General features: G+C 65.5%; 17 protein-coding genes. 8 read left to right on the top strand and 9 right to left on the bottom strand.

Going from position 1 to position 26,293, the window contains the following annotated elements:
- Nucleotides 1-66 precede the first annotated feature (66 nt).
- The 3 genes from IEQ11_RS05430 to mtgA are packed head-to-tail and all read right to left on the bottom strand — an operon-like array spanning nucleotide 67 to nucleotide 2,300.
- Complete coding sequence (locus IEQ11_RS05430; protein WP_046655704.1) at nucleotides 67-495, bottom strand: CBS domain-containing protein; 429 nt, start codon at nucleotides 493-495, stop codon at nucleotides 67-69.
- Entirely contained in the window at nucleotides 455-1,501 is a 1,047-nt protein-coding gene (locus IEQ11_RS05425) for a glycosyltransferase family 2 protein (RefSeq protein WP_191823792.1), read from the bottom strand. Before IEQ11_RS05425 ends, IEQ11_RS05430 begins: the two co-directional genes overlap by 41 nt.
- A 37-nt stretch (nucleotides 1,502-1,538) precedes the next feature.
- Nucleotides 1,539-2,300 carry a monofunctional biosynthetic peptidoglycan transglycosylase gene (gene mtgA, locus IEQ11_RS05420; protein WP_057923448.1) on the bottom strand — a complete coding sequence of 254 codons (762 nt, stop codon included), beginning with the start codon at nucleotides 2,298-2,300 and terminating at the stop codon, nucleotides 1,539-1,541.
- 202 nt (nucleotides 2,301-2,502) lie between these two features.
- Here mtgA and hslO point away from each other — a divergent pair, with 202 nt between their 5' ends.
- The 5 genes from hslO to IEQ11_RS05395 all read left to right on the top strand — a co-directional run bounded on the left by hslO (nucleotide 2,503) and on the right by IEQ11_RS05395 (nucleotide 14,962).
- Nucleotides 2,503-3,447 (top strand): Hsp33 family molecular chaperone HslO, encoded by a 945-nt coding sequence (gene hslO / locus IEQ11_RS05415; RefSeq protein ID WP_082723533.1) that lies wholly within the window; start codon nucleotides 2,503-2,505, stop codon nucleotides 3,445-3,447.
- A gap of 177 nt (nucleotides 3,448-3,624) precedes the next feature.
- Nucleotides 3,625-4,440, top strand: coding sequence for an XOO1806 family protein (locus tag IEQ11_RS05410; protein ID WP_187313401.1), 816 nt, complete (start codon nucleotides 3,625-3,627; stop codon nucleotides 4,438-4,440).
- Between the two features lie 1,024 nt (nucleotides 4,441-5,464).
- Nucleotides 5,465-8,446: a TonB-dependent receptor plug domain-containing protein gene (locus IEQ11_RS05405; protein WP_096413738.1), complete on the top strand. Its 2,982-nt coding sequence runs from the start codon at nucleotides 5,465-5,467 to the stop codon at nucleotides 8,444-8,446.
- 328 nt (nucleotides 8,447-8,774) lie between these two features.
- Nucleotides 8,775-11,825 carry a TonB-dependent receptor plug domain-containing protein gene (locus tag IEQ11_RS05400; protein ID WP_057920898.1) on the top strand — a complete coding sequence of 1,017 codons (3,051 nt, stop codon included), beginning with the start codon at nucleotides 8,775-8,777 and terminating at the stop codon, nucleotides 11,823-11,825.
- Between the two features lie 239 nt (nucleotides 11,826-12,064).
- Nucleotides 12,065-14,962 (top strand): TonB-dependent receptor domain-containing protein, encoded by a 2,898-nt coding sequence (locus IEQ11_RS05395; protein ID WP_191823793.1) that lies wholly within the window; start codon nucleotides 12,065-12,067, stop codon nucleotides 14,960-14,962.
- A 225-nt stretch (nucleotides 14,963-15,187) separates the two neighbouring features.
- Here the strand turns inward: IEQ11_RS05395 and IEQ11_RS05390 are convergent, their stop codons facing one another.
- From IEQ11_RS05390 to IEQ11_RS05365, 6 genes are all read right to left on the bottom strand, one after another.
- Nucleotides 15,188-16,534, bottom strand: coding sequence for an aspartyl/asparaginyl beta-hydroxylase domain-containing protein (locus IEQ11_RS05390; protein ID WP_191822988.1), 1,347 nt, complete (start codon nucleotides 16,532-16,534; stop codon nucleotides 15,188-15,190).
- 124 nt (nucleotides 16,535-16,658) lie between these two features.
- Nucleotides 16,659-17,612 (bottom strand): DUF4097 family beta strand repeat-containing protein, encoded by a 954-nt coding sequence (locus tag IEQ11_RS05385; RefSeq protein WP_051547872.1) that lies wholly within the window; start codon nucleotides 17,610-17,612, stop codon nucleotides 16,659-16,661.
- Nucleotides 17,613-17,629: 17 nt separating this feature from the next.
- Nucleotides 17,630-18,385 carry a hypothetical protein gene (locus IEQ11_RS05380; protein ID WP_191822989.1) on the bottom strand — a complete coding sequence of 252 codons (756 nt, stop codon included), beginning with the start codon at nucleotides 18,383-18,385 and terminating at the stop codon, nucleotides 17,630-17,632.
- A 41-nt stretch (nucleotides 18,386-18,426) separates the two neighbouring features.
- Nucleotides 18,427-19,014: an RNA polymerase sigma factor gene (locus IEQ11_RS05375; protein ID WP_036114457.1), complete on the bottom strand. Its 588-nt coding sequence runs from the start codon at nucleotides 19,012-19,014 to the stop codon at nucleotides 18,427-18,429.
- 234 nt (nucleotides 19,015-19,248) lie between these two features.
- A complete protein-coding gene (locus IEQ11_RS05370) occupies nucleotides 19,249-21,054 on the bottom strand; it encodes a phosphoenolpyruvate carboxykinase (GTP) (RefSeq protein WP_247024726.1) in 1,806 nt (601 codons plus the stop codon).
- A gap of 39 nt (nucleotides 21,055-21,093) precedes the next feature.
- Nucleotides 21,094-21,777, bottom strand: coding sequence for a TetR/AcrR family transcriptional regulator (locus IEQ11_RS05365; protein WP_082124145.1), 684 nt, complete (start codon nucleotides 21,775-21,777; stop codon nucleotides 21,094-21,096).
- Between the two features lie 395 nt (nucleotides 21,778-22,172).
- Here IEQ11_RS05365 and IEQ11_RS05360 point away from each other — a divergent pair, with 395 nt between their 5' ends.
- The 3 genes from IEQ11_RS05360 to IEQ11_RS05350 all read left to right on the top strand — a co-directional run bounded on the left by IEQ11_RS05360 (nucleotide 22,173) and on the right by IEQ11_RS05350 (nucleotide 26,241).
- The gene (locus IEQ11_RS05360; RefSeq protein ID WP_036114461.1) at nucleotides 22,173-24,662 is read left to right on the top strand and encodes an acyl-CoA dehydrogenase; all 2,490 of its coding nucleotides are present in this window, start codon (nucleotides 22,173-22,175) and stop codon (nucleotides 24,660-24,662) included.
- 540 nt (nucleotides 24,663-25,202) lie between these two features.
- Nucleotides 25,203-25,679 (top strand): hotdog fold domain-containing protein, encoded by a 477-nt coding sequence (locus tag IEQ11_RS05355; RefSeq protein ID WP_191822990.1) that lies wholly within the window; start codon nucleotides 25,203-25,205, stop codon nucleotides 25,677-25,679.
- 169 nt (nucleotides 25,680-25,848) lie between these two features.
- Complete coding sequence (locus tag IEQ11_RS05350) at nucleotides 25,849-26,241, top strand: hypothetical protein (protein WP_191822991.1); 393 nt, start codon at nucleotides 25,849-25,851, stop codon at nucleotides 26,239-26,241.
- The last annotated feature ends 52 nt before the right edge of the window (nucleotides 26,242-26,293 follow it).

Genomic DNA, 26,293 nt, shown 5'->3' with positions numbered 1-26,293 from the left:
AAGTGTTCGTTCAAGTAATAACGGCCCGGACTCACGCCCGAGCCGCACGATGAATGGATCAGGCGATCAGCTGGCGATGTAGCGCTGCAACTGATCCAGTTCCACCTGCTGATCCTCGATCACCGCTTTGACCAGGTCGCCGATCGACACCACGCCGATCACCTCGCCGTCTTCGAGCACGGGCAAGTGGCGGATGCGCCGCTCGGTCACGATCTGCATGCAGCGCTCGGCGCTGTCGCCCAGGCTCACGCTGACGACCTGCGCGGTCATGATGTCGCGTACCGGGGTGTCGGCCGAGGAACGGCCCTGCAGCACGATCTTGCGGGCGTAGTCGCGCTCGGACAGGATCCCGGCCAATCGCGATCCCTCCATCACCAGGACCGCGCCGATCCGTTTTTCGGCCATCAACCGGATCGCGTCGATGACCGGCGCATCGGGGCCGATCGCGAAAACCTCAGCCGCCTTGGCGTCCAACAGCTGTCGTACGGTGCGCATTACGGTCTCCTTCCACGAGCTGGGGATCGAGCTGGGAAAACCGGGTCTGCCCCGAGGATACTCCTGCCGCGGGCTGCCAGGTGTCGACGAGGTACAGCGGCCGCTGTTTGGATTCCTCGTACAGCCGGCCCAGGTATTCGCCGATCAGGCCCAGCGCGATCAGCTGCACGCCGCCCAGGAACAGGATCACCGCCATCATCGTCGGCCAGCCCTGCACCGGGTCGCCGAACAGCAGCGCCTTGATCACCACCTTGAGCGCGTACGCGAACGCCACCAGCGCCGTCGCCAGCCCCAGATACGTGGCCAGCCGCAGCGGCGCGGTCGAGAAACTGGTGATGCCTTCCAGCGCCAGGTTCCACAACCGCCACAGGTTGAACTTGCTGGCGCCGGCCACCCGCGGTTCGCGGTGATACGGCACCGCGATGCGGTTGTAGCCGATCCAGCCGAACAGGCCCTTCATGAATCGATGGCGCTCGCGCAATTGCCGCAATGCGTCCAGCGCGCGCGGCGAGAGCAGGCGGAAATCGCCGGTGTCGGCCGGGATCGGCGTGCGCGACAGCCGTCCGATCACCCGGTAGAACGCATGCGCGGTGCCGCGCTTGAGCCAGCCTTCGCCTTCGCGTTCCAGGCGGGTGCCGTACACGTCGTCATAACCTTCGCGCCACAGCGCGACGAATTGCGCGATCAATTCCGGCGGGTCTTGCCCATCGGCGTCGAGAATCAGCGCGGCGCCGTCGTCGACCAGATCCAGACCGGCGGTCAAAGCGGCCTCCTTGCCGAAGTTGCGCGACAGCCGCAGCAGCGACACCCGCGGATCGGCCGCGGCGATCTCCTGCAGGATCGGCCAGGTGCGGTCGCGGCTGCCGTCGTCGACGTACAGCACGCGGCCCTCGACGCCGTCGGCCCGCAAGGCGTCCAGCGCCGCGGCGATGCGCGGCTGCAGCAGGGGCAGGCTGGCCGCCTCGTCGAAGGCGGCCAGGACGACGGTGACGCGATCGCGGCTCATGCTGCGCATAGTAGCCGCGGGCGCATCGCGGCGGGCTTCACTCGAGTTGCTTGAGGTATTCGCTGCCGCCGATGTAGCGCATCTGGCGCTGGATCGCCCCGGCCCGCCGCTGCACGTACGGCCCCGGCCTGGCGATGCTGTAACGCTTGGGATTGGGCAGCACCGCGGCCATGCGCGCGGCCTCGGCCGGCGCCAGCTGGCTGGCGTCCTTGCGGTAGAAGGTGCGCGCCGCGGCCTGGGCGCCGTACACGCCGTCGCCGAACTCAGCGATGTTGGCGTAGACCTCGATGATCCGATGCTTGGGCCACATCGTCTCCAGCAGCAGCGTGTACCAGGCTTCGATGCCCTTGCGGATCCAGCTGCGGCCGCTCCACAGGAACAGGTTCTTGGCGGTCTGCTGGCTGATCGTGCTGCCGCCGCGGACCTTGCGGCCGCGCTCGTTGTTCTTGCGCGCCTTTTCGATCGCCTTGAGATCGAAGCCGAAATGTTCGGCGAAGTTCTGGTCCTCCGAGGCGACCAGCGCCACCGGCAGGTTCGGCGAGATCTCGTCCAGGTCGCGCCAGTCGTGGGCCAGGCGGAAGCCGAAATCGCCCGAACCCCATGCCTCGAACTGGCGGATCATCATGAACGCCGAAAACGGCGGATCGATGAAACGCAGGCTCGCGACCTGCAGGATCGAGGCCAGCACGAACAGGAACGGCAGCGCGATCAGCCAACGCAGCCAGCGCCGCAACCGGCGTGGACGCGGCGCGCTCTGGCCCGGGCCGTTCGCGACATCGAACGGGCCGGGGCCGGGCATGACCCGGCTCAAGCCTTGCACCGTGCCGTCGCCGTCCCCACTGTTGCCGCGTGGCGGCAAACCCGCGTTCGTGATCCGAACTCCGATCGCATCGGCATAGCCTTCACCTCCCCCCTCACAGAATCCCGCGCATTATCCGCGATGCCGAAGCCGCTGGCTTCGGAATGCGCGCGATACGCGCCGCAGCCGCCAGAGTACGACGATGACCGACGCCCATCCCGCCGCAACCACCGCCTCCGGCGCCGACACGGCCGGCGAGACCGACCGCCTGACCCGCTTCATGATCGAAACGGCCGGCGTGCGCGGCGTGCATGTCCACCTGCACGAGACCTGGCGGCAGATCCGCGAACGCGCCGAGTACCCGGCCGCGGCCGCGCAGTTGCTCGGCGAAGCGGTCGCCGCGGCGGCCTTGTTCACCGGCCATGCCAAGGTCGACGGCCGCCTGTCGGTGCAGTTGCGCGGCAACGGCGCCCTGCGCACCTTGTTCGCCGAATGCACCGCGGCCGGCACCTTGCGCGGCATCGTGCAGCTGTCCGAGGACGGCGGCGAGGTCTCGCGCGACCTGCGCGAACTCGGCCCCGATGCGATGCTCGCGATCACCATCGAAAACCCCGGCCTGCACGGCCGCGATCCGGTCCGCTACCAAGGCCTGGTCGGGCTGGAGTCCGATTCGCTGGCCGGCGCCTTCGAGGGCTATTTCCGCCAGTCCGAACAATTGCCGACCCGGCTGCTGCTGGTCGCCGACGAACACCGGGCCGCCGGCCTGATGCTGCAGAAGTTGCCCGGCGACGAAGGCGACGACGACGGCTGGATCCGCGCCGGTGCCCTGTTCGACACCCTGCGCAGCGACGAACTGCTGACCCTGCCGGCCGCGACCGTGCTGAACCGTCTGTTCCACGAGGACGGCGTGCAGCTGCTGGGCGACAAGCCGCTGGCGTTCGCCTGTTCGTGTTCGCGCGAGCGGGTCGAGGCGATGCTGGTCTCGCTCGGCCGCGAGGAGGCCGATGCCGCAGTCGACGCCGCCGACGGCGAGGCCCACATCCGCTGCGAGTTCTGCGGCCAGCGCTATGGTTTCGATCGCAACCAAATTGCCGACCTGTTCGCTGCCGCTGCCGTGCAAATGCAGGCTCCGCAGCGAGTACAGTGAGCCTGTCGAGTGCCGATCTGGGACCGTTTTCAGATTGTTAAATAAACATAAACCGGCTATAGTCGGCGCCAAGGAAATGGGGAACTTGACCGGCTTCATCCGGTCTTAACGTCAGTCCGCGCTCAACCACACACTCAAGGTATGCCCAAGCATCTGCGCTCATTGCCGCTTGCCCTGCTGCTCGCCCTAGGCGTGGCAACGGGCGCGCATGCGCAGACCAAGCGCGATACCACTTACCTGCCGGTGTGGAACCAGAACAACGGCAAGCTCGAATACGTGCTGCAGCTGGAACCGGCCGAAAAACAGGCCGCCGGCGCGCGCTGGAAGTCCGGCGCCAACACCTTCGACGCGACCCTCGGCCTGGACGGCGGCGATGGCCTGGGCTTGGTCTGCGATCGCAAGACCGGCTTGGCCGGCGCGATCGGCAATCTCGCCAATCACTGCCTGCTCGCCGCCCTCGACGAAGACGACGACCATGCCAACAACCGGCAACTGTCCGCGGGCGCCAGCCTCAGCCGGCCCGGCGGCAAGGTCGGCGTGGCGATCGGCAGCGGCCGCGATGCCCTGCCCGGCTGGCTCAGCCCCAACAATCGCAACAGCCGGGTCGATCAGAACACCCTGACCGTCTACGGCCAGAAGAACATCGGCCGCGAGGCCATGGTCTCGATCGGCGGCACCTGGGCCCGCGCCAAGCTGATCCCGGCCGGCGAAATGCCCGGCCTGGCCGATCGCTGGAGCAGCAAGAGCATCACCATCGGCGCCGGCATCGGCAATTTCGGCGCCAATATCGTCGGCCGCGTGGTCGACACCCCCGGTCAGCCGGGCCAGTGGGAAGGCCTCGGCGTCGGCCTGACCTGGCGTACGCCCTGGAGCGGCCAGCTCACCGTCGGCGCGGAAAACGTCGTGACCCGCGGCAAGAACCCGTTCGCCCCCGGCAACGGCGAGAAAGACGAGGGCACCGTGCCCTACGTTCGATACGAGCAGGATCTGTGATCCCGGGGTGCGTCTCGCACCCGCTCCTTATAGTTGCTCCCCCACATAGTTGTTCCCACTGATTGTTTGCCCGTCCGGCCTTATATAGCGGCTGCGGGCGCGTGACTGCCTGCCTCACAAGGCCAGACTTCGGCGTCACCCCAGCGCCTCGCCATCGACCCTCGATCACTGGCCGACACGATTGAGCGCCGCGCGCCCTCACACGGCGGCCCGATTCAAGCGCCTTCAATCCAGCCAACCGGCGCATGGCAAGGCGGGATCGCCAGCCCGAACCAGAAACAGGTCGAGCAGCGGCACCCGTCAGGGCGTCTGGATGTGCCTTCAGTCCACCTATGAAGCTCCTGTCAAACTCATCCGTACCTGGCACTTTTGACGTGTCTAATGAGCCTTGCGTTGGGCCCATCCTTCTGCATTGCGAGCGCCTGTCTCGGCGTCAACGCCCATTGTGCACCGCAACATAAACAGGGCCCGGCCATTCACGGCCGAGCGCCTGATCGACCGCCGCTGACTTCTGTCGAACGCGCCCGACCGGGGTCGCCACAAGCTCTCTCGGTGCCCGCGCATCCAGGCCGGGACGTCCAGCGCGCCAGTCGCCGAAACCCTTGAAAACAAACGATTGCCCGGGAAAAGCAGGTCCGCGGGCAGCCACACGATCAAACCTGAAGCGGGCCTCTGCGTGCCCGGAAGCAAGCAGGGCCGCGCCTCTGTGGCACCTCCTGGCCGGGCTGGATCGCCCATCGCACAGGCGACCTCGAAAGTCCTCCGCCCCTCGCCTGCCGTCTCTCAACCTGAGGTTAACTGCCGGCCCCGAAAGGCCCGCCACTCATCCATACGCCAAAGTCAGCAAACGTTTGGATGCCTTCCAAGTGCCTGGTTGTCGTACTTAAGTGAAATTTAATGCTTAACAACACTTTAATTTTTGTGCCTGTGCAGTTACGATCCGGCCAACTTGCTGGATTTGGCGTTTGCATTGACTCCGCCAGTGAGTCCACGGGTACAACACGACAGACTCGGAGAGAGAGAGATGACCTTTAAGACCACCCAGCTCCGCGAAGCGATTTCCTTCGCTCTCGCAGTGGGTACCACCGCCCTGGTCGGCACGGGCATTGCGTCCGCGCAAGACACGGCCGGCAGCAAGGACGCCACCACGCTTGACCGCGTCGAAGTGACCGGTTCGCGCATCCGTCAGGTTGACGTCGAAACCGCCGCGCCGGTTCTTCAGATCACCCGCGCCGACATCGAGAAGCAGGGCTTCAAGTCGGTCGCCGACATCCTGCAGAACATCACCGCCGCTGGCTCGCCGGCGATCAGCCGCACCTCGCCGCTGTCCTCGGGCGAATCCGTCGGTGGTTACTACATCGACCTGCGCAACCTCGGCCCGAACCGCACCCTGGTGCTGGTCAACGGCAAGCGTCTGGGCGCGACCAACGACGGTCTGCAGGACGTTTCCTCGATCCCGTCGGGCATGGTCGAACGCATCGAAGTCCTCAAGGACGGCGCGTCCACCATCTACGGTTCCGACGCGATCGCGGGCGTGATCAACATCATCACCCGCAAGAACTTCGAAGGCGCCGAAGCCAACGCCTACATCGGCCAGTGGAGCCAGGGCGACGGCACCCGTCAGAACTACGACTTCACCATCGGCTTCACCGGCGACCGCGGTTCGGTCACCATCGGTGCCGAATACGCGAAGGAAGATCCGGTTTGGGCCCGCGACCGCTGGTTCTCGATCGCTCGCTTCCCGACCGGCGAAAAGAGCGAACCGCGTGACTACGGTTACTCCGGCACCACCCAGTGGGGCGCGCTGCTGATCCCGACCGGCGCCACCCTGCCGAACGGCACCCCGGCGCTCGGCGCGGCCCGCTTCCTGGCCCGCGAAACCGCTGGCCTGGATCCGCGCAACATCTCCAGCTTCCGCGCCCGCAACGGCTCGGACGTCTCGCTGCCGGCCGAACAGTCGACCGTGTACAGCGGCATCGAGCGCAAGTCGCTGTTCGTCAACGCCGGCTACGACATCACCGACTGGCTGCGTTTCGACACCGACATCCAGTACAACGACCGCGACTCCTTCGCGCAGAACGCCGGCTATCCGTTCCAGTCCGCCGTCCTCTCGCCGGGCTTCAACACCCCGATGTCGGTCGACAGCTACTTCAACCCGGTCGGCAACCAGCGCACCGGCGCTCTGCCGGCTGGCGTCGCCGCTCCGACCTTCGTGCATTTCGTGCGTCGTGGCTGGGAAGTGCCGCGTCAGGTCCGCAACAGCCTGACCTCGTACCGCTTCACCGGCACCTTCAGCGGTTCGTTCGAACTGGGCGAAGGCAAGATCTGGGATTGGGACGCCGGTTATCTGTACAACGAGAACAAGGCTACCCAGATCAGCACGGGTAACCTCAACGTCGCCAACACGCGTCGCGCGGTCGGTCCGTCGTTCCTCAACGCGCAGGGCCAGGTCCAGTGCGGCACCGCCGCCAACCCGATCCCGCTGGGCGTCGGTGGCGGCCAGTGCACCCCGTGGAACCCGCTGCTGCCGTACGGCTACGCCGGCTCCAACGGTCTGAACGATCCGAACGTGCAGAAGTATCTGTACCAGGAAGGTCAGGCGCTCGGTAAGACCAAGACCACCGACTACTTCGTCAACCTCAGCGGCACCCTGGCGACCCTGCCGGCCGGTGACCTGAGCCTGGCGGTCGGTTACGAGCACCGCAAGGAACAGGGCAACTTCTCGCCCGACGCCCTGTCGCAGACCGGCGGTTCGACCGATCTGGCCACCGGCCCGACCGGCGGCTCGTACACCCTGGACGAGTTCTACGGCGAGTTGCAGATCCCGATCCTTGCCGATATGCCGGGCGCGAAGGAACTGACCGTCAACCTGGCGACCCGTTACTCCGACTACGACACCTTCGGCGACACGGTCAACAGCAAGTTCGGCGTGAAGTGGAAGCCGATCGACTCGCTGCTGGTCCGCGCGACCTACGCCGAGGGCTTCCGCGCCCCGACCATCGCCGACCTGTACGGCGGCCTGGGCCAGTCGTTCTCGTTCTACACCGACGCCTGCGACACCCTGTTCGGCGACGCCGCCGGCAATGCCCGCTGCTTGCAGAACGTGCCGGCCGGCTTCCGTCAGCCCGCCAACACCGCTTCGGGCCTGGCCCCGGGCCCGGGCACGCAGACCAACACGCCGTTCCTGTCGGGTTCGAACGACAAGCTGGTTCCGGAAACCTCGACCTCGAAGACCTTCGGCGTCGTGTGGAGCCCGGGCTTCGTCGAAAACCTGAACCTGTCGTTGGACTGGTGGTCGATCAAGATCGAAAACGCGATCACCGGCGACAGCCCGACCCGCGTGCTGGCCGACTGCTACACCCGCGGCATCGAGTCGCGCTGCAACACCGGACAGGATCCGGCCCGTTCGCGCTTCACGCGTGATCCGGTCACCGGCGCCATCACCAGCTTCATCTTCGCGCCGATCAACGTGGGCTACAACGAAGTCGAAGGTTTCGACTTTGACGTGAACTACCGTCTCGACACGCAGTGGGGCCGCTTCGGCGTCGCGTGGTTGAACAGCTACACCAGCAAGAACGAACTGCAGACCGACATCCTGGGCGAAGGCGCTCCGAGCCAGCAGAACGGCTTCGGTGGCTTCTTCCGCCTGCGCTCGAACCTCAACATGAGCTGGGATAAGGGTCCGTGGGGCTTCACCTGGGGTCTGCGTTACTACTCCGGCGTGAAGGAAGAGTGCTACTTCGACGACCGCTGCTCGCTGCCGGATTACATGGCGCCGGACACCAACGGTCAGGTTTCGCCGAAGAACGAAATCGGTTCGAACACCTTCCACGACATGCAGGTCCGCTTCAACGCGCCGTGGAACGCCACCATCGCGGTCGGCGCGAACAACGTGTTCGAGCACTACGCCGCTCCGCAGTACGACCAGCCGAACTCGGGCTACTCGTACTACGGCGGCTACGACATCGGCCGTTTCGTGTACTTCAAGTACCAGCAGCGCTTCTAAGCAACACTGCGGTACCGCTTCACAAGAACGGCCCCTTCGGGGGCCGTTTTTTTTGTGCCAAAAAATCACTCAAATACATTTAAAAATCACTAAAAACATATTTTCTATAAGTCGAATCTCCACTCGATTACATATTGAAAATGTATTTAGTACGTACTTGATGCGACGTATGCGCACATGGCGTTTTAACGACACTTTAATTATCGAAATGAGGTGACTAGTATCCGGGCCGCGGTTAGTCGGGATGAGGGGTTTTTGTTTGCACTCTCCGGCCAACCTTGCATATCGATATCCGCTTATCAGGCCCTTTGAAGAGAGAGAGACCGAAATGATCCTGAAGACCAACCAGCTGCGAGACGCGATTACCTTCGCTCTTGCGGTGAGTAGCACCGCTCTGGTCGGCACGGGCGCCGCGTTTGCCCAGGAAACCGGCAGCAAGGAAGCCACCACGCTCGATCGCGTCGAAGTGACCGGTTCGCGCATCCGCCAGGTCGACGTCGAAACCGCCGCCCCGGTTCTTCAGATCAGCCGCGCCGAGATCGAGAAGCAGGGCTACAAGTCGGTCGCCGACATCCTGCAGAACATCACCGCCGCCGGCTCGCCGGCGATCAGCCGCACCTCGCCGCTGTCCTCGGGCGAATCCGTCGGTGGTTACTACATCGACCTGCGCAACCTCGGCGCCAACCGCACCCTGGTGCTGGTCAACGGCAAGCGCCTGGGCGCGACCAACGACGGTCTGCAGGACGTTTCCTCGATCCCGTCGGGCATGGTCGAACGCATCGAAGTCCTCAAGGACGGCGCGTCCACCATCTACGGTTCCGACGCCATCGCCGGCGTGATCAACATCATCACCCGCAAGAATTTCGAAGGCGCCGAAGCCAACGCCTACATCGGCCAGTGGGGCCAGGGCGACGGCACCCGTCAGAGCTACGACTTCACCATCGGCTTCACCGGCGACCGCGGCTCGGTCACGGTCGGCGCCGAGTACTCCAAGGAAGATCCGGTTTGGGCGCGTGATCGCTGGTTCTCGCAGGCGGGCGCGCCCACCGGTCCGAAGAGCGAGCCGCGCGACTTCGTATTCTCCGGCACCACCCAATGGGGCGCGCTGCTGGCGCCGGTCGGTCGAAACGCCGCCGGCAATCCGGTCGACGCCTGGACCGGCCTTCGCGCCACGGGCCCCACCAATCCTGCAAGCGGCCTGCCGGTAAGCGCTCCGCGTTTCCTGGCCCGCGAAAACGCCGGCCTGGATCTGCGCGACTCCCGCAATTTCCGCGCCCGCAACGGTTCCGACGTTTCGCTGCCGTCCTCGCAATCGACCGTGTACAGCGGCATCGAGCGCAAGTCGCTGTTCGTCAACGCCGGTTACGACATCACCGACTGGCTGCGTTTCGACACCGACATCCAGTACAACGACCGCGACTCCTTCGCGCAGAACGCCGGCTATCCGTTCCAGTCCGCCGTCCTCGCCCCGGGCTTCAACACCCCGTTGTCGATCGACAGTTACTACAACCCGCTTGGCAATCAAAGGACCGGGCCGCTTCCGCCGTTCCTCACCGCCCCCACCGCCGTGCACTTCGTGCGTCGTGGCTGGGAAGTACCGCGCCAGGTCCGCAACAGCCTGACCACCTACCGCTTCACCGGTGCGTTCAGCGGCTCGTTCGAACTGGGTGAAGGCAAGATCTGGGATTGGGATGCCGGTTATCTGCTCAACGAGAACAAGGCCACCCAGATCAGCACCGGCAACCTCAACGTCGCCAACGTGCGTCGCGCGGTCGGCCCGTCCTTCCTCAACGCGCAGGGTCAGGTCCAGTGCGGCACGCAGGCCAATCCGATCGCCCTGGGCGTCGGCGGCGGCCAGTGCACCCCGTGGAACCCGCTGCTGCCGTTCGGCTATGCCGGCGCCAATGGCCTGAACGACCCGAACGTGCAGAAGTACCTGTACCAGAACGGTCAGGCTGTCGGTAAGACCAAGACCACCGACTACTTCGTGAACTTCAGCGGCACCCTGGCGACCTTGCCGGCCGGTGACCTGAGCCTGGCGGTCGGTTACGAGCACCGCAAGGAACAGGGCAACTTCTCGCCCGACGCCCTGTCGCAGACCGGCGGTTCGACCGATCTGGCCAGCGGTCCGACCGGCGGTTCGTACAGCCTCGACGAGTTCTACGGCGAGTTGCAGATTCCGATCCTGGCCGACATGACGGGCGCGAAGGAACTGACCGTCAACCTGGCGACCCGTTACTCCGACTACGACACCTTCGGCGACACGGTCAACAGCAAGTTCGGCGTGAAGTGGAAGCCGATCGACTCGTTGCTGGTCCGCGCGACCTACGCCGAGGGCTTCCGCGCCCCGACCATTTCCGACCTGTATGGCGGTCTGAGCCAGTCGTTCTCGTTCTACACCGATCCCTGCGACACCTTGTTCGGCAACTCCGGCGGCTCGGCTGCCTGCGTGGGCAACAGCGATCCGCGTCTGCGCGTGCCGGCGAACTTCCGCCAGCCGGCCAACACCGCCACTGGCCTCGCACCGCGCCCGAGCACTCAAACCGGCACGCCGTTCCTGTCGGGCTCGAACGATCAGCTGGTTCCGGAAACCTCGACCTCGAAGACCTTCGGCATCGTGTGGAGCCCGGGCTTCGTCGAGAACCTGAACCTGTCGCTGGACTGGTGGAACATCAAGATCGAAAACGCCATCACCGGCGATAGCCCGAGCCAGGTGCTGGCCGACTGCTACACCCGTGGCATTACTTCCCGCTGCAACGTCGAGCAGGATCCGTCGCGTTCGCGCTTCACCCGCGACCCGGTGACCGGCGGTGTCAACAGCTTCATCTTCGCGCCGATCAACGTGGGCTACAACGAAGTCGAAGGTTTCGACTTCGACGTGAACTACCGCATCGACACGCAATGGGGCCGTTTCGGCCTGGCCTGGCTCAGCAGCTATACCGTCAAGAACGAACTGCAGACCGACGTGCTCGGCGAAGCCGTGCCGTCGCAGCAGAACGGCTTCGGTGGTTTCTTCCGCCTGCGTTCGAACCTCAACCTGAGCTGGGACAAGGGTCCGTGGGGCTTCACCTGGGGCATGCGCTACTACTCCGGCGTAAAGGAGAACTGCAGCTTCGACGATCGCTGCTCGTTGCCTGACTACACCGCTCCGGAATTCAACGGCGCGAATACGCCGATGAACGAAATCGGTTCGAACACCTTCCACGACATGCAGGTCCGCTTCAACGCGCCGTGGAACGCCACGATCGCGGTCGGCGCGAACAACGTGTTCGAGCACTACTCCGCCCCGAACTACGACAACCCGAACTCGGGTTACGCGTATTACGGCGGCTACGACATCGGTCGCTTCATCTACTTCAAGTACCAGCAGCGCTTCTAAGCGACACCGCGGTATCGCAACACCCCAACACGGCCCCTCGGGGCCGTGTTTTTTTGTGGTCGGCGAATGTAGTCGCAGACCTTCATGCGACGCTAATTAGTCCTTAACAACACTTTAATTAATCCCCCAAGCCGTCTACTATCGGCCCGGCTTTGCCAATTTAGGCCGTTGCTTATACGCCGTTTGGCAAGCCCCATTCGCTTGGCATTCCCGTTCGTTCAGGACACTTGGAGAGAGAGATGACCCTGAAGACCACCCAGCTGCGCGACGCGATCGTATTCGCGTTGTGCGTCGGTGCGACCAGCTTGGCCGGCACCGGACTGGCCTCCGCCCAGGACGCTTCGGCACCCGCCGCGGCTCCCGCTGAAGCCGACGCCACCACCCTGGATCGCATCCAGGTCACCGGCAGCCGCATTTCCATTCCGGGCCTGACCACCAATAGCCCGGTCATGACCGTCGATCGTGAAGAAATCGATCGCAATCAGCCGGTCACCGCCGAGGATTTCCTCAAGATCCTGCCGGGCGCCACGCCGGCGATCGGCCCAGGCGTCAACAACGGCGCCAACGGCGGCGCCACCGTCAATCTGCGCGGCCTGGGCGACAACCGCACCCTGGTGCTGATGGACGGCCGCCGAGTGGTTCCGTTCAATCTGTTCGGCGTCGTCGACACCAACGTCATTCCGGTCGCCCTGATCGAAAGCGTGGATCTGGTCACCGGCGGCGCGTCCGCGGTGTACGGCGCCGACGCGGTCTCGGGCGTGGTCAACTTCGTCCTCAAGCGCAACTTCGAAGGCGTCGAGGTCAACACCAGCTACGGCCAGTCGAGCAAGCAGGACGGCGATCGCCGCCGCACCGACGTCACCCTCGGCGTCAACCTCGACGACGGCCGCGGCAACGTGGTCGTCAGCGTCGGCAAGAGCGACAACGATCCGCTGCTGCAGGGCGCGCGCAGCTTCTCCGAATTCAACATCGACTCCACCGACGGCTCGCAGGGCGGTTCGGGCACCTCGATTCCGACCAAGGCGGGCAGCCTGGGCCAGATCAATCCGGCCACCGGCAGCTTCGACGGCATCCAGACGCTGTTCAACTTCAACCCGTACAACTTCAACCAGACCGCGCTGGATCGCTGGCAGGCTACCGCGCTGGGCCGCTACGAAATCAACGATCACGCCGAGGCCTACACCCAGCTGCTGTACACCCGTTCGAACGTGTTCTCGCAGATCGCCCCGGGCGGTTTGTTCGGCGGCCGTTTCAACCTGGGCATCGGCAACCCGCTGATTCCCGAACCGGCCCGCCAGCAGCTGTGCGCCGCGTTCGGCGTGACCGGCGGCCCGTGTTCGGTCGGCAGCGCCGGCGTGGTCAGCACCACGCTCAACCGCCGCACCACCGAGCTGGGCACGCGCTCGACCGACTTCCAGAACAAGGTCTTCCAGGCCACCCTCGGCGTGCGTGGCAACATCACCGACAACTGGCGTTACGACGCCTACTGGTCGCACGGCGAAGCCGATCAGCTGGTCGTCTCGGCCGGCTTCCTGTCCAAGGCGCGCACCCAGCAGGCTCTGTTGTCGACCGACGGCATAAACTGCGTCGATCCCACCGGCGGCTGCGTGCCGCTGAATCTGTGGGGCGTGGAAGGCTCGATCAGCCAGGACGCGAAGAAATTCCTCGAAGTCCTGACCTTCGCCACCCAGCGTGTCGAACAGGAAGTATGGTCCGGCTCGGTCAACGGCGACCTGGGCGACAGCTTCAAGAGCCCGTGGGCCGAGTACCCGATCGGCCTGGCGTTCGGTCTGGAAGGCCGCAAGGTCGACGCGATGAATCAGGCCGATGCCGCCTCGCGCGATCCGGTGGAAGTGCAGGGTTCCGGCGGCGCCAACCCCGACGTCCGCGGCAACCTGAGCCTGAAGGAAGCCTATGTCGAGGTGATCGCCCCGCTGATCAGCGGCAAGCCCGGCGCATACGCGCTTAACTTCGAAGGCGGTTATCGCCACACCCAGTTCAAGTCCGGCCAGACCGACGTCGACTACGGCAGCTACAAGTACGGCCTGGAGTGGGCGCCGATCGAAAGCCTGCGCTTCCGCGGCATGTTCCAGCGCGCGACCCGCGCGCCGAACATCAACGAGCTGTTCCAGCCGGTGTTCACCCAGCTCGACAACTCGGTGGTCGATCCCTGCCAGGAAGACCTGATCAACGCGGCCGAAGCCGGCACCCCGGGCACCCTGTCCAACCTGTGCGTGTTGACGGGCGTGCCGTTGGGCAGCGTCGGCAGCGTCGAAGAGCCCAGCGCCGGCCAGGCCAACATTTTCGCCGGCGGTAACCCGGTGCTCGGACCGGAGAAGGCCGACACCCAGACCCTGGGCCTGGTGTGGCAGCCGACGGACGAGTTCTCCCTGACGCTCGACTACTGGAAGATCGACATCAAGGACGCGATCACCCGTCCGGTCATCGACGATGTGTTCTTCGGTTGCTACGACCGCAGCCTCAACCCGACGTTGAGCGTCAACCATCCGTTCTGCCAGCTGATGCTGGGCGGACGCGACACCGGCGACGGCTCGGTCAACGGCGAAGCCCGCGGTCCGTTCCTGGACCGTTCCAACAACGGTCGCATCACCACCGACGGCTGGGACCTGGGTGTGCGTTACGGCATCCCGCTGAGCGACAACTGGGGCCGTCTGGACTTCTCGCTGGACCTGACCAAGACCGACTCGTATAAGTACAAGGGCCACCCGCTGGCTATCGAACGCGAGTGCGTCGGCCTGTACGGCATCTCCTGCAACACCATCGCCGGCATCATCTACGACTACAAGTCGAGCTTCCGCGCGGTGTGGTCGATCAAGGACTTCGAGCTCGGCGTCAACTGGCGTCACCTGAGCTCGATCGACGTCGAAGAAGGCAAGGTCACGTTCGCGCCGCAGTTCACCTCGATCGATGCGTACGACTACTTCGATCTGACCATGGCGTATGACCTGCCATGGAATGCCCGCATCAACTTGACCGTCAACAACATCGCCGACAAGAAGCCGCCGATGGTCGGCAGCAACATCGGCAATACCGCATTCAACAGCGGCAACACCTTCCCGCAGTACTACGACACCTTGGGCCGCTACTACACCCTCGGCCTGACCATGCGCTTCTGATAAGAAACACGATCCGAGTCGAATTCAAGGCGGGCTTCGGCCCGCCTTTTTTTCGTTCGGGATTCGGGATTCGGGATTCGGGATTCGGGATTCGGGATTCGGGATTCGGGATTCGGGAATCGGGAATCGGGAATCGGGAATCGGAAATCGGAAATCGGAAATCGGAAATCGGAAATCGAGGATCGGAAATCGGAAGTCGGAAGTCGGAAACGATCCCTACGACCGTCAGCGACCCGCCAAAAAATCCCGGTGCGCGCGCATCATCGCGTTGACCATCTCGCGCTCGGCCAGCGACAACAGCGGATTCCACACGTCGAAGATCAGCACCACGCGCAGTTCGTCGCTGTCGTTGTGGGCTTCGTGCTCGATCGAGTCGTCGAAGATCAGCACTTCGCCGACCTTCCATTCGCGCCGTTCGAATCCCACGCGATAGCGGCAGTTGTCCGGCACGATCAACGGCAGATGCACGACCAGGCGCGCGTTGGTTTCGCCGTGATGCGGCGGGATATGGGTATGCGGCGCCAATGCCGAGAACATCGCGTTCGGACAGACGTCGGCGATCGCCGCCATCTCCACCGCTTCCAATGCGGCGCGGGTCTGCGGGCAACGCGCCAGGTGCTCGTCGACCGGCTTGGAATAACTCCACAGCTTGTAGGTGCTCCAGCGCCGCGAATGGTTGAGCTCGCGCCATTGATTGACCGGATCGCCGGGCTGGTACTCGATGTAGGGGGTGAATTCGGCCTGCTCTTCGCGCAGCACCACCCGCATTTCCTTGATGATGTCGTAGGTGCGGCTTTCCAGTTCCTCGACCCAGGCGAACTGCGAGCGATCGTGGAACGGGATCGCCGGCAGGCGCGGCACGCACAATTGATTGCAGTCGGCGTGATACGGCTTGCTGCGGCCGACCATGATCGACGCCGCCTCGTCCCAGCGACCGAGCGTGCCGGCCTCGAGCGCGGCGCGCGGTCCGCCGACGCGATGAGCGAGGAATTCAGCGAACTCCTCGCGATACGCCTCGACTCGCCGGCTGGCGTGCAGCAACTGCTCCTTGAGCATGTCCGGCCAGTGCGTCTGCGGCGGCGCGACGGTCAGCGCGTTGCGATATGCATCCGCCGCCGCGCGCGGCTTGCCGCTGCGTTCGAAGAACGAGGCCTTGGCCAGCAACCCGGCCAGGAAATACGGATCGGCCGCCAGCGAGGCGCTGATCGCCTCCCACTCGGCGGCGCTGTCGCCGCGTTCGCGCTGGACCACGCCGATCGATAACAGAATCATCGGGTCGTTCGGCGCGGAACGGTGCGCGGCATGCAGCAGCTCGATCGCGCCCTGGGTGTCGCCCTGCTGGAACGCGTGGATGCCGAGGCTGTACAGCGCCTGCGGATGCTGCGGCGCGATCGCGCGGACCTGTTGCCAGAGTTTTTCGGCCTCTTGCCAACGGCCCGCGCGCGAGGCCAGGCCGGCGGCCTGGACCAGTTGATTGACCTGCTCGTTCAAGACCGCGTCCTCGCCGGGCTGGATGTCGCGGCCGCGCCCCTGCCGGCCGTCGCTGCGGTGCTTGCGCAGCGGACGCGGCATGCGCGTCCTGGCGAAGAAAATACACTGCCGGCGCGGCGGCGCACAGGCCGCGCGGCGACCGCCGTCATGCGGCTCGTAATCGCCGCGGCCAGCGCGACCGGCTTTGCGCCGGCCGCGGGATCGATCAGTTCAGTTCCAGCGTCGCATCGCCCGAGAAGGTCTCGAGCTTGATCTTGCCGCTGCCGCTGCCGTAGCGGTGTTCGAAGCTCGAACCCGGGCCGTGCTTGGGCCGCTGGATCTGCGCATCGGGCGCGCGCAGGTCGCCGCTGAAGCTCTGCCCGCGCACGTTCGCCGACAGGCTGCGCGGCAGGGTCAGGCGGATGTCGCCGCTGACGGTTTCCAGCGACGCCTCGCCGCCGTCGGCGAGCGCCGCGGCCACGCGCAGATCGCCGGACACCGAGTTGCCGGACAGCTTGTTCAAACTCGATTCGCGCGTGGCCACATCGACCTTGCCCGACACGGTTTCGACCGAGACCTCGCCGTTGAGCCGCCCGCGCAGTTCCAGATCGCCGCTGACGGTCTGCGCCGAGACCTTGCCGCTGTTGAGGGTCAGGCGCAGGTCGCCGCTGACGCTGTCGATCTCGGCCTCGCGAGGCGCGCCGGCGACGACGACATCGCCGCTGACGCTGTCGATGCTCAGTTCGCGCGAGGCCACGCCGCTGACGTCGACGTCGGCCGAGACCGCATCGATCTCCAGCTTCACCCGCAGCGGCACGGTCACGCGCAGTTCGGTCGGTTCGCCCTTGTCGCCGCCGGCGAGCAGGCCCATGCCGCTGCCGCGATTGGGGTAGCGCACCTTGATCGACAGGTTCTCGCGGTCGCCTTCGATCTCGAGCTTTTCCACGCCTTCGCCGAGCGAGCCTTCGATCTTGACCTCGGGCCGGTCCCAGGCGCGGACCTGGATCAGGCCCTTGACGTTGTCGATCTCGACGCTGCCGAGCGGATCGATCGGCCGGCTTTGATTGATCGGGGTCGCGGCGAACACCGGCAGCGCGACGGCCAGGCCGAGCGCGAGCAGGCCGACCGCGGGCAGACGCCGGAGAACGCGAGAGGTGGTACGGGAACGTGAGTGGATCATCGGGGCGTCCTCCTGGATCAGGTGTAGGCCACGCGCTGAGCCAGCGCGAGGCGACGTGCATAGGTGCGGCGCAGTTGTTCGAGCAGCAGGCGCGAATCGGGGTCGTGGGCCATCGCGTCGAGGATCAGCGCGGTGTTGCGGTCGAGTTCGTCGAACGCCGGCTTCAGCGCGAGCGCCTGCTGGCTCACCGGTTCGATCTCGCGCATCGCGGCTTGGTACTGGCGGGTCATGCCATCGGCTTCACGTTGGACCAAGCTAGCCGGCGTCGTCCCGGCGTGAGCGATGCCTGTGTCCGTTGGGGCAGAGGAATTTTGAGCAACGGCGCGACCATCAACCGGCTTAGTCCCGGCGTCAGCAATACCTGCAGCAGTCGATGCGGAAGAATCTTGACCGGCAGCGCCACCAACAGCGGCCACATCGCCCGCCGCCGTGCCATCCACCGCCGCTCCGCCCTTCCACATCACGCCCAGCGCCACCGCCAGCACCGCGACGCTCGCGGCCAGCGCCATCGGCGCCAACCAGCGCGGACGCGAGGCTTCGCGCGAACGCAGCACGATGACCTGCGGCGCCGGCGCTGCTTCGATCGGTGCCGCTTCGGCCGGCGCTATGTCGCCGGGCGCCGCCACGATCGGTGCGAGATGGTCGACCGGCGCAGGCTCGTCCTGGGGCGACGCCTGTTCGCCCAGACGCGCGGCGATACCGGACCACAGATCGCGGGCCGGCGGCGTGTCGCGCCGCAGCGCGCGCAATTGCCAGCGCAACGCGTCGGGCAACTCGCCGTCGGGCGTGGTCCGAGGATCGAGGGGTTTGTCGCTCATGCCTGTTCTCCGAGCCGGGTGCGCAGCAGGCTGCGCGCGCGGTGCAACTGTGCCTTGGAACTGCCGACCGCCATGCCGAGTTCGACCGCGATCTCCTCATGTTTCCAGCCTTCCACGTCATACAGCACCAGCACGGCGCGAGCACGCGGCGGCAGGCTGGCGACGGCGCGCTCCAGGTCCATCGACAGCGCGGTGACGTGGCCGGCGGAATCGGCGCTGCCGATGCCGTCGAAGGCGTCCTCGTCGCTGTCCTCCAGCGGCCGGCTGCGGCGTCCGCGCAGCTCCATCAGCGCGGTGTTGACCGCCAGGCGGTGCAGCCAGGTGCCGAACGCCGATTCGAAGCGGAAGTTCGGCAGCGCCTGCCAGGCGCGGACGAAGGCTTCCTGGGTCAGGTCCTCGGCGCGGGCGCCGTGATAACCGACCAGGCGCGCGATCACGCCGTGGACCCGGCTGGCATGGCGGCGGTACAGGGCCTCGAATGCGGCGACCCCGCCCGCGGCCGCCGCGGCGACCAGCGCGCGATCGTCCTCGGCTTCGGGCGAGACGGTGGCGTCGGCTAGGGATTCGTTCACGGCGGTCAGCATACTGAGTCCGATGCGGGGTCGGGGCTCAGGGTTTAAGGGATGGGTGGCGGAGTTGTTGCGGGAGCTGACGCGGAGTTCAGCGACGCAGGATGGCGCCCGGAAGCACGCGGACCGCGCATTGAAGCCCTCTCCCGCTTGCGGGAGAGGGTTTGGGTGAGGGTCTACCAGCGCTTGCAGCCCCTCATCCGGCCCTTCGGGCCACCTTCTCCCGCTTGCGGGAGAAGGGAATAGCGATCAACCCTTCAACGCAGCCGCAATCCGCCGCTGCTCATCGTGCAGCGCCTGCGGCATGCGCGGGCCGTACTCGCCCAGGTATTCGCCGATGCTGTCGAACTCCGCGCTCCAGCCGGCATGGTCGAAACCGAACAGCTTGGCGTGGGCTTCCTCGTTCAAGCTGACCCCGTCGAGGTTCAGATCCGTCGCCTTCGGCAGATAACCAATCGGCGTCTCGGTCGCGCCGGCCTCGCCCTTGACCCGGCCGATCATCCACTCGATCACCCGCAGGTTGTCGCCGAAGCCCGGCCACAGGAACTTGCCGTCGTCGCCCTTGCGGAACCAGTTGACGTGGAAGATCTTCGGCAACTTCGCGCCGGCATCGTCGAACGACAGCCAATGGGCGAAATAATCGGCGAAGTTGTAGCCGCAGAACGGCTTCATCGCCATCGGATCGCGGCGCATCACGCCGACCGCGCCGGTCGCGGCGGCGGTGGTTTCCGAGCCCATCGCCGCGCCGACCAGCACGCCGTGGGTCCAGTCGCGCGCTTCGAACACCAGCGGCACCAAGGACGCGCGGCGACCGCCGAACACGATCGCCGAGATCGGCACGCCGGCCGGATTCTCGGCTTCCGGCGAATAGCTCGGGCACTGCTTGGCCGACACGGTGAAACGCGAATTCGGATGCGCAGCGGGGCCCTTCCTCGCGTCGTAATCGTTGCCGCGCCAATCGGTGACCGGGGTCTGGCCGTTGTCGAGGCCTTCCCACCACGGCTGGTTGTCGGCGGTGACGCCGACGTTGGTGAAGATGGTGTTGGTCTGGATCGACGCGAGCGCGTTCGGATTCGACTTGGTCGAGGTGCCCGGCGCGACGCCGAAATAACCGGCTTCGGGATTGATCGCATACAAGCGGCCATCGGCACCCGGACGCATCCAGCAGATGTCGTCGCCGACCGTCCACACCTTCCAGCCGGCCTGGCGATAGCCTTCCGGCGGAATCAGCATGGCCAGATTGGTCTTGCCGCAGGCCGACGGGAACGCGGCGGCGACGTAATGGGTTTCGCCCTGCGGGTTTTCGATGCCGACGATCAGCATGTGCTCGGCCAGCCAGCCCTCGTTGCGGGCCTGATGCGAAGCGATGCGCAGCGCGTGGCATTTCTTGCCGAGCAGCGCATTGCCGCCGTAGCCCGAACCGAACGACTTGATCGCCAGTTCGTCGGGGAAATGCATGATGAAGCGGCGCTCGGGATCGAGCTCGCCGATCGAATGCAGGCCGCGCACGAAGCTGCCTTCGCGCTCGATCCGCGCCAGCGCCGGCGCGCCCATGCGGGTCATCACCCGCATGTTGGCGACCACGTACGGCGAATCGGTGATCTCCACGCCGCAACGCGCCAGCGGCGAATCGATCGGGCCCATGCAGTACGGAATCACGTACATGGTGCGGCCGCGCATGCAGCCTTCGAACAGCGCATCCATCTTGGCGTGCGCCTCATGCGGCGCCATCCAGTGATTGTTCGGACCGGCGTCCTCGCGTTCGTTGGTGCATACGAAGGTGAGGTGCTCGACGCGGGCCACGTCGTCGGGATGCGAGCGGTGCAGATAGCTACCCGGATGGGTGGCCTCGTTCAAGCTTTCCAGGGTGCCGTCGGCCAGCATCTGCGCGATCAGCGCCTGATGCTCGGCATCGCTGCCGTCGCACCACTGGATCTTGTCGGGACGGGTAAGCGTGGCGACCTGCGCGACCCATTCGTTGAGGGCGACCAACAGACTGCCCGCGCTCCCCGGCACGGCAGTGGCGGGGGCGGCGTCTTTCGATAGTGCATTCACGGCATTGCTCTCCAGCCGGGGAAACGATAGTAAAACGGTTCAAGACGAGGGGATCAGCGTCGCCATCATGTGTTCGACATAGGCCTCGAACTCGTCGTGCTGCATGCGGGTCTGGTGCAGTTGCAGATTCAACTGCAGGAAGCCGACATAGGCGGCGTAGAGCAGGCGCGCGCGATGCTGGGCATCGGTGCGGCTCAGGCCGGCCTGGCGGAACGACGCGGTGAGGTAGTCCAGGCGCCGTTCGGACACGCGCCCGATCACCGGCTGCACGGCCGGATGGTCCAGCGCCTTGAGCAGCTCGGAATAGATGACGTGCGATTTGACCTCGTGGGCGACGAGGTGGAACAGCGAGCGCAGGCGCTGGCGCGGATCGGGAATCGGTTCGAGCTGACCGAACACGGTCTCCTGCTCGACCTTCTCCCAACGCTCCAGCGCGGCCACCAGCAAGGCGTCGCGCGAGGGGAAATGCCAGTAGAAGCTGCCCTTGGTCACGCCGAGCCGGCGCGCGAGCGGCTCGACCGCGACCGCGGCCACGCCCTGCTCGGCGATCAGGTCGAGCGCGGCCTGGGCCCAGTCGTCGGCGCTCAACCGGCCGCTGCGTTCGGGCTTGGCCGGCTCGGTGGGCTTGTCGGCCGATCTGTCGGCGGGCTTACCGTCGGGCCGAAGATCGGCGGACGGCGTGTCGAGCTTCGGCTCGGGCTTGTTCGAGGCGGGCTGGTTCATGGATGACAAGTTTAACCATACGCCATGGTCGGGGACAGTACGCGGCGAAGAAGAGACTCGATTCGGGATTGGGGGATCGGGATTAGTGGGAACCGCGGCGGAAAACGCCGCCAATATGCTGCGATGCAACACAACTGGCGGCGAAACGTCCGCCAACGTCCCGCGTGGGCCCGCTCCGGCGCGGCTGGGGAAATCAGCCGGTCCATCATGGTTGACTTCACTAAACCGCAATTCCATACTCGGCCGTATGTTAAGCGTTTGATGCCAGCGTTTGAATGCCGGCCGGCCGATCCATCCAACGCGCGTTTCGCGCAAACACGCCGCCCCGGTTTTCCGCACTGACATCACGCGCGCCCCACTAGCCTGAGTGCAGCCGCATCCTTCGGAGCGCCGTCATGAGTATCGCGATCCCCTTCCTTGCCTTTCTCTTCATCGGCGCGATCGCCGCGTACCACCGTCTGCGATTGCCGGTCTGGGCCGCGCTGACCGCGACCGCGCTGGTCGCCTGCTGGTTGCTGGGCGCCAACCCGACCGCGGTCATCGTCGCCGCGGTCATCGTCGCGCTGATCGCGGTGCCGCTGATGATCCCGGCGATCCGCCTGCCGTTCATCACCAAGCCGCTGCTGGGCTTCTACACCAAGATCCTGCCGCCGCTGTCGGAAACCGAGCGCACCGCGCTGGAAGCCGGCACGGTCGGTTTCGAAGGCCAGCTGTTCTCCGGCAAGCCGGACTGGCAGCAGTTGCTGTCGCAGCCCAAGCCAGAGTTGAGCGCCGAGGAACAAGCCTTCCTCGACGGCCCGACCGAAGAGCTGTGCAAGATGACCAACGACTGGCAGATCACCCACGTCGATGCCGATCTGTCGCCGGACCTGTGGGCCTTCATCAAGAAGAGCAAGTTCTTCGGCCTCAACATCCCGAAGGAATACGGCGGTCTGGGTTTCTCCGCGCTGGCCAACCACAAGGTGATCCAGAAGCTGGCGACCGTGTCGAGCGTGGTCAGCTCCACCGTCGGCGTTCCCAACTCGCTCGGCCCGGCCGAGCTGCTGATGCACTACGGCACCCAGGAACAGAAAGACCATTACCTGCCGCGCCTGGCCGACGGCCGTGAAGTGCCGTGTTTCGGTTTGACCGGCCCGTGGGCGGGTTCGGATGCGACCTCGATCCCCGACTTCGGCATCGTCACCATGGGCGAGTGGAACGGCGCGCGCGTGGTCGGCGTCAAGCTGACCTTCGACAAGCGCTACATCACCCTGGCCCCGGTTGCGACATTGATCGGTCTCGCGTTCCGCATGTACGACCCCGAAGGCCTGATCGGCGACAAGCGCGACATCGGCATCACCATCGCGCTGCTGCCGCGCGACACCGCCGGCGTGGAAGTCGGCCGTCGTCATTTCCCGCTCAACTGCACCTTCCAGAACGGCCCGATCCACGGCAAGGAAGTGTTCATCCCGCTGAGCCAGCTGATCGGCGGCGAAGCCTATGCCGGCAAGGGCTGGCAAATGCTGGTCGAATGCCTGTCGATCGGCCGCTCGATCACCCTGCCCTCCTCGGGCAGCGGCGGCGCCAAGATGGGCGCGATCGTCACCGGCGCGTATGCGCGCATCCGTAAGCAGTTCGGCCTGTCGGTCGGCCGCTTCGAAGGCGTCGAGGAAGCGCTCGCCCGCATCGCCGGCAACGCGTTCGCGATCAGCGCGTTGTCGCAGGCCACCGCCGCGGCCGTGGCGCGCGGCGAAAACCCGGCCGTGCCCTCGACCATCGCCAAGTACCACTGCACCGAGATGGCCCGCGAAGTCGCCAAGGACGTCATGGACATCCACGGCGGCAAGGGCATCATCCTGGGGCCGAAGAATTACGCCGGCCGCAACTGGCAGGCGCTGCCGATCATGATCACGGTGGAAGGCGCGAACATCATGACGCGCTCGCTGATGATCTTCGGCCAGGGCGCGATCCTGTGCCACCCGTGGGTGCTCAAGGAAATGAAGGCGGCGATGCTGCCCGACAAGGCCGAGGCGCTGCGCGAGTTCGACAAGAACCTGTTCGGCCACATCGGCTTCGCGATTTCCAACGCCGTGCGCAGTTGGTGGTTCGGCCTGACCGCCGCGCGCATCGGCGCCGCGCCGGGCGACACCTACACCCGTCGCTACTACCGCAAGCTCAACCGTTATTCGGCGACGCTGGCGCTGATGGCCGATACCTCGATGCTGCTGCTCGGCGGCAAGCTGAAGTTCAAGGAATCGCTGTCGGGGCGCCTGGGCGACGTGCTGAGCCAGCTGTACATCGCCAGCGCCATGCTCAAGCGTTACGAAGACCAGGGCCGTCCGGTCGGCGACCAGCCGCTGCTGGCGTGGGCCTTCCATGATGCCGTGCACAAGATCGAACTGGCGCTGTCGGGCGCGCTGCGCAACTTCCCGATCCGTCCGGTCGGTTACCTGCTGTGGATGCTGATCTTCCCGTGGGGCCGCCGCGCGCAGGCGCCGAGCGATCGCCTGGGCCATCGCGCCGCGTCCTTGCTGATGTCGCCGAACGACGCCCGCGACCGTCTGGCCGAAGGCGTGTTCCTGACCCCGTGCGAGAACAACCCGGCCGGCCGCATCAACAGCTATCTGCAGAAGGTGATCCTGGCCGAGCCGGTCGAGCGCAAGTTCCTCAAGGCCCTGAAGAACAGCGACATCGAAGCGCTGGACTTCCCCGGCCAGCTCGACGAAGGCGTGCGCGAAGGCTGGATCACCGCCGAGGAGCGCAAGCAACTGGAAGAACTGCGCGAGATGACGATCGATGCGATCAGCGTCGACGACTTCGACGCCGCCGAACTGCGCTCGGCCGGGTACAAGCCGTACGCGCAGGACGTGAACCACGGCGACAGCGACGCGCGCGCTGCTGCGTAACGGCGCGCATCACGAACGCGGATCGCAGGATCATGGATCGCGTGAGAGCTTGAACGAAACGGCGGACCTTCGGGTTCGCCGTTTTGGTTTGGGGCGACGGAGTCGGTTGTCGGTTGTCGGTTGCCGGGGCTCGGGCTCGGGCTCGGGCTCGGGCTCGGGTTCTGGTTCTGGTTCTGGTTCTGGTTCTGGTTCTGGTTCTGGTTCTGGTTCGGAAAGAGTATTCGCGACCTCACCGAAGACACGAAACAACTACGACCCGACGCTCTCTCCTACCGTCATTCCCGCGAACGCGGGAATCCAGCGACTTTCGTGCAGTTGCGATAAAGGCACTAGATGTTCGGCTTCGCCGAAGTGAAGCGGAGCCCGCGTTCGCGGGAATGACGGCAGGAAAGTACGTGTGAACAAACTCACTCACGAAAGGCACCTACCCGACAGGCAGATAGGCAGATAGGCAGATAGGCAAATCGAAACATCAGCGCCGCCGCGAACAACCACACAGCGACGACCACCATCACGCATCGAACCAACAACGGACCACCCATGGCCGCCAACGTCCTGACCCTCTACAAAAAAATGACCCGCTACCCCGCCGGCCACTGGCTGTTCACCCGCGCCGTCTGCTTCAAGGCCCCCTACTTCGCCAGCATCCGCCCGCGCTTCGAATCCCTCGAACCCGGCCGCTGCAGCGCGACCATGCCGCACCGTCGCGCGATCACCAACCACCTGGGCACCGTGCACGCCATCGCCATGTGCAACCTCGCCGAACTCACCGGCGGCGTGATGACCGACGTCAGCATCCCGAACTCCATGCGCTGGATCCCGATCGGCATGAGCGTGGAATACCTCAAGAAAGCCGTAGGCACCATGCGCGCCATAGCGACCCCGGGCGCCGCCATCGTCGAATCCGCCAGCGGCTACGACCTGCCCGTAAACGTCGAAGTCACCAACCCCGCCGGCGAACCCGTATTCCGCGCGACCATCGCCATGCGCGTCTCCCCGAAACCCAAGCGCGACTGACAAGCACTGGACCGCCGCCGCGATTCAAACTGTAGGAGCGGCGCAAGCCGCGACCGCGCCACCGCAACTACATCGCAGGCCCGACCCTTACGTCGTCACCCACCGCCGCACGCCAGCGACCATCGACGCAAGCGCATCGCATCACCCTCACCGCCGACAGCCCACACCCATGACCGCAACCACATGGATCCACCTCGGCGGCCTGCACAGCCTGGCCTTCGCCGTATTCCACATGGCCTTCTGGAAACTGTTCCGCTGGCGCGACACCCTGCGCAGCGCGACCGTCGCCGACCGCGCCATCGTACAAATCCTCAACCTGCGCCTGATCTACGTCTTCCTCGGCATCGCCGCGCTGTGCTTCGTCTACACCGACGAACTGCAAACCACCGCCCTGGGCCGCGCATTGCTGCTGGGCATGTCGCTGTTCTGGGTGGGCCGCACGATCGAGCAATTCGTGTTCCTGCGGATCAACCGGCTGTTGGTGCATGTGCTGACCGCGCTGTTCGTTCTGGGCGCTGCAATTTTCGTAATACCTTTGTTGCCGGTCGGGTCGAACAAATAGACCGAAGCCTCAGCGCCATGCGCCCAGCGTAACCGGCTCAACCTCGGCGGCC

Origin of the sequence: Lysobacter capsici (assembly GCF_014779555.2) — a bacterium.
Classification (GTDB): Bacteria; Pseudomonadota; Gammaproteobacteria; order Xanthomonadales; family Xanthomonadaceae; genus Lysobacter; species Lysobacter capsici.
The sequence above is the reverse complement of the archived record's forward strand: the minus strand, read 5'-3'. Positions and strand labels throughout refer to the sequence as shown.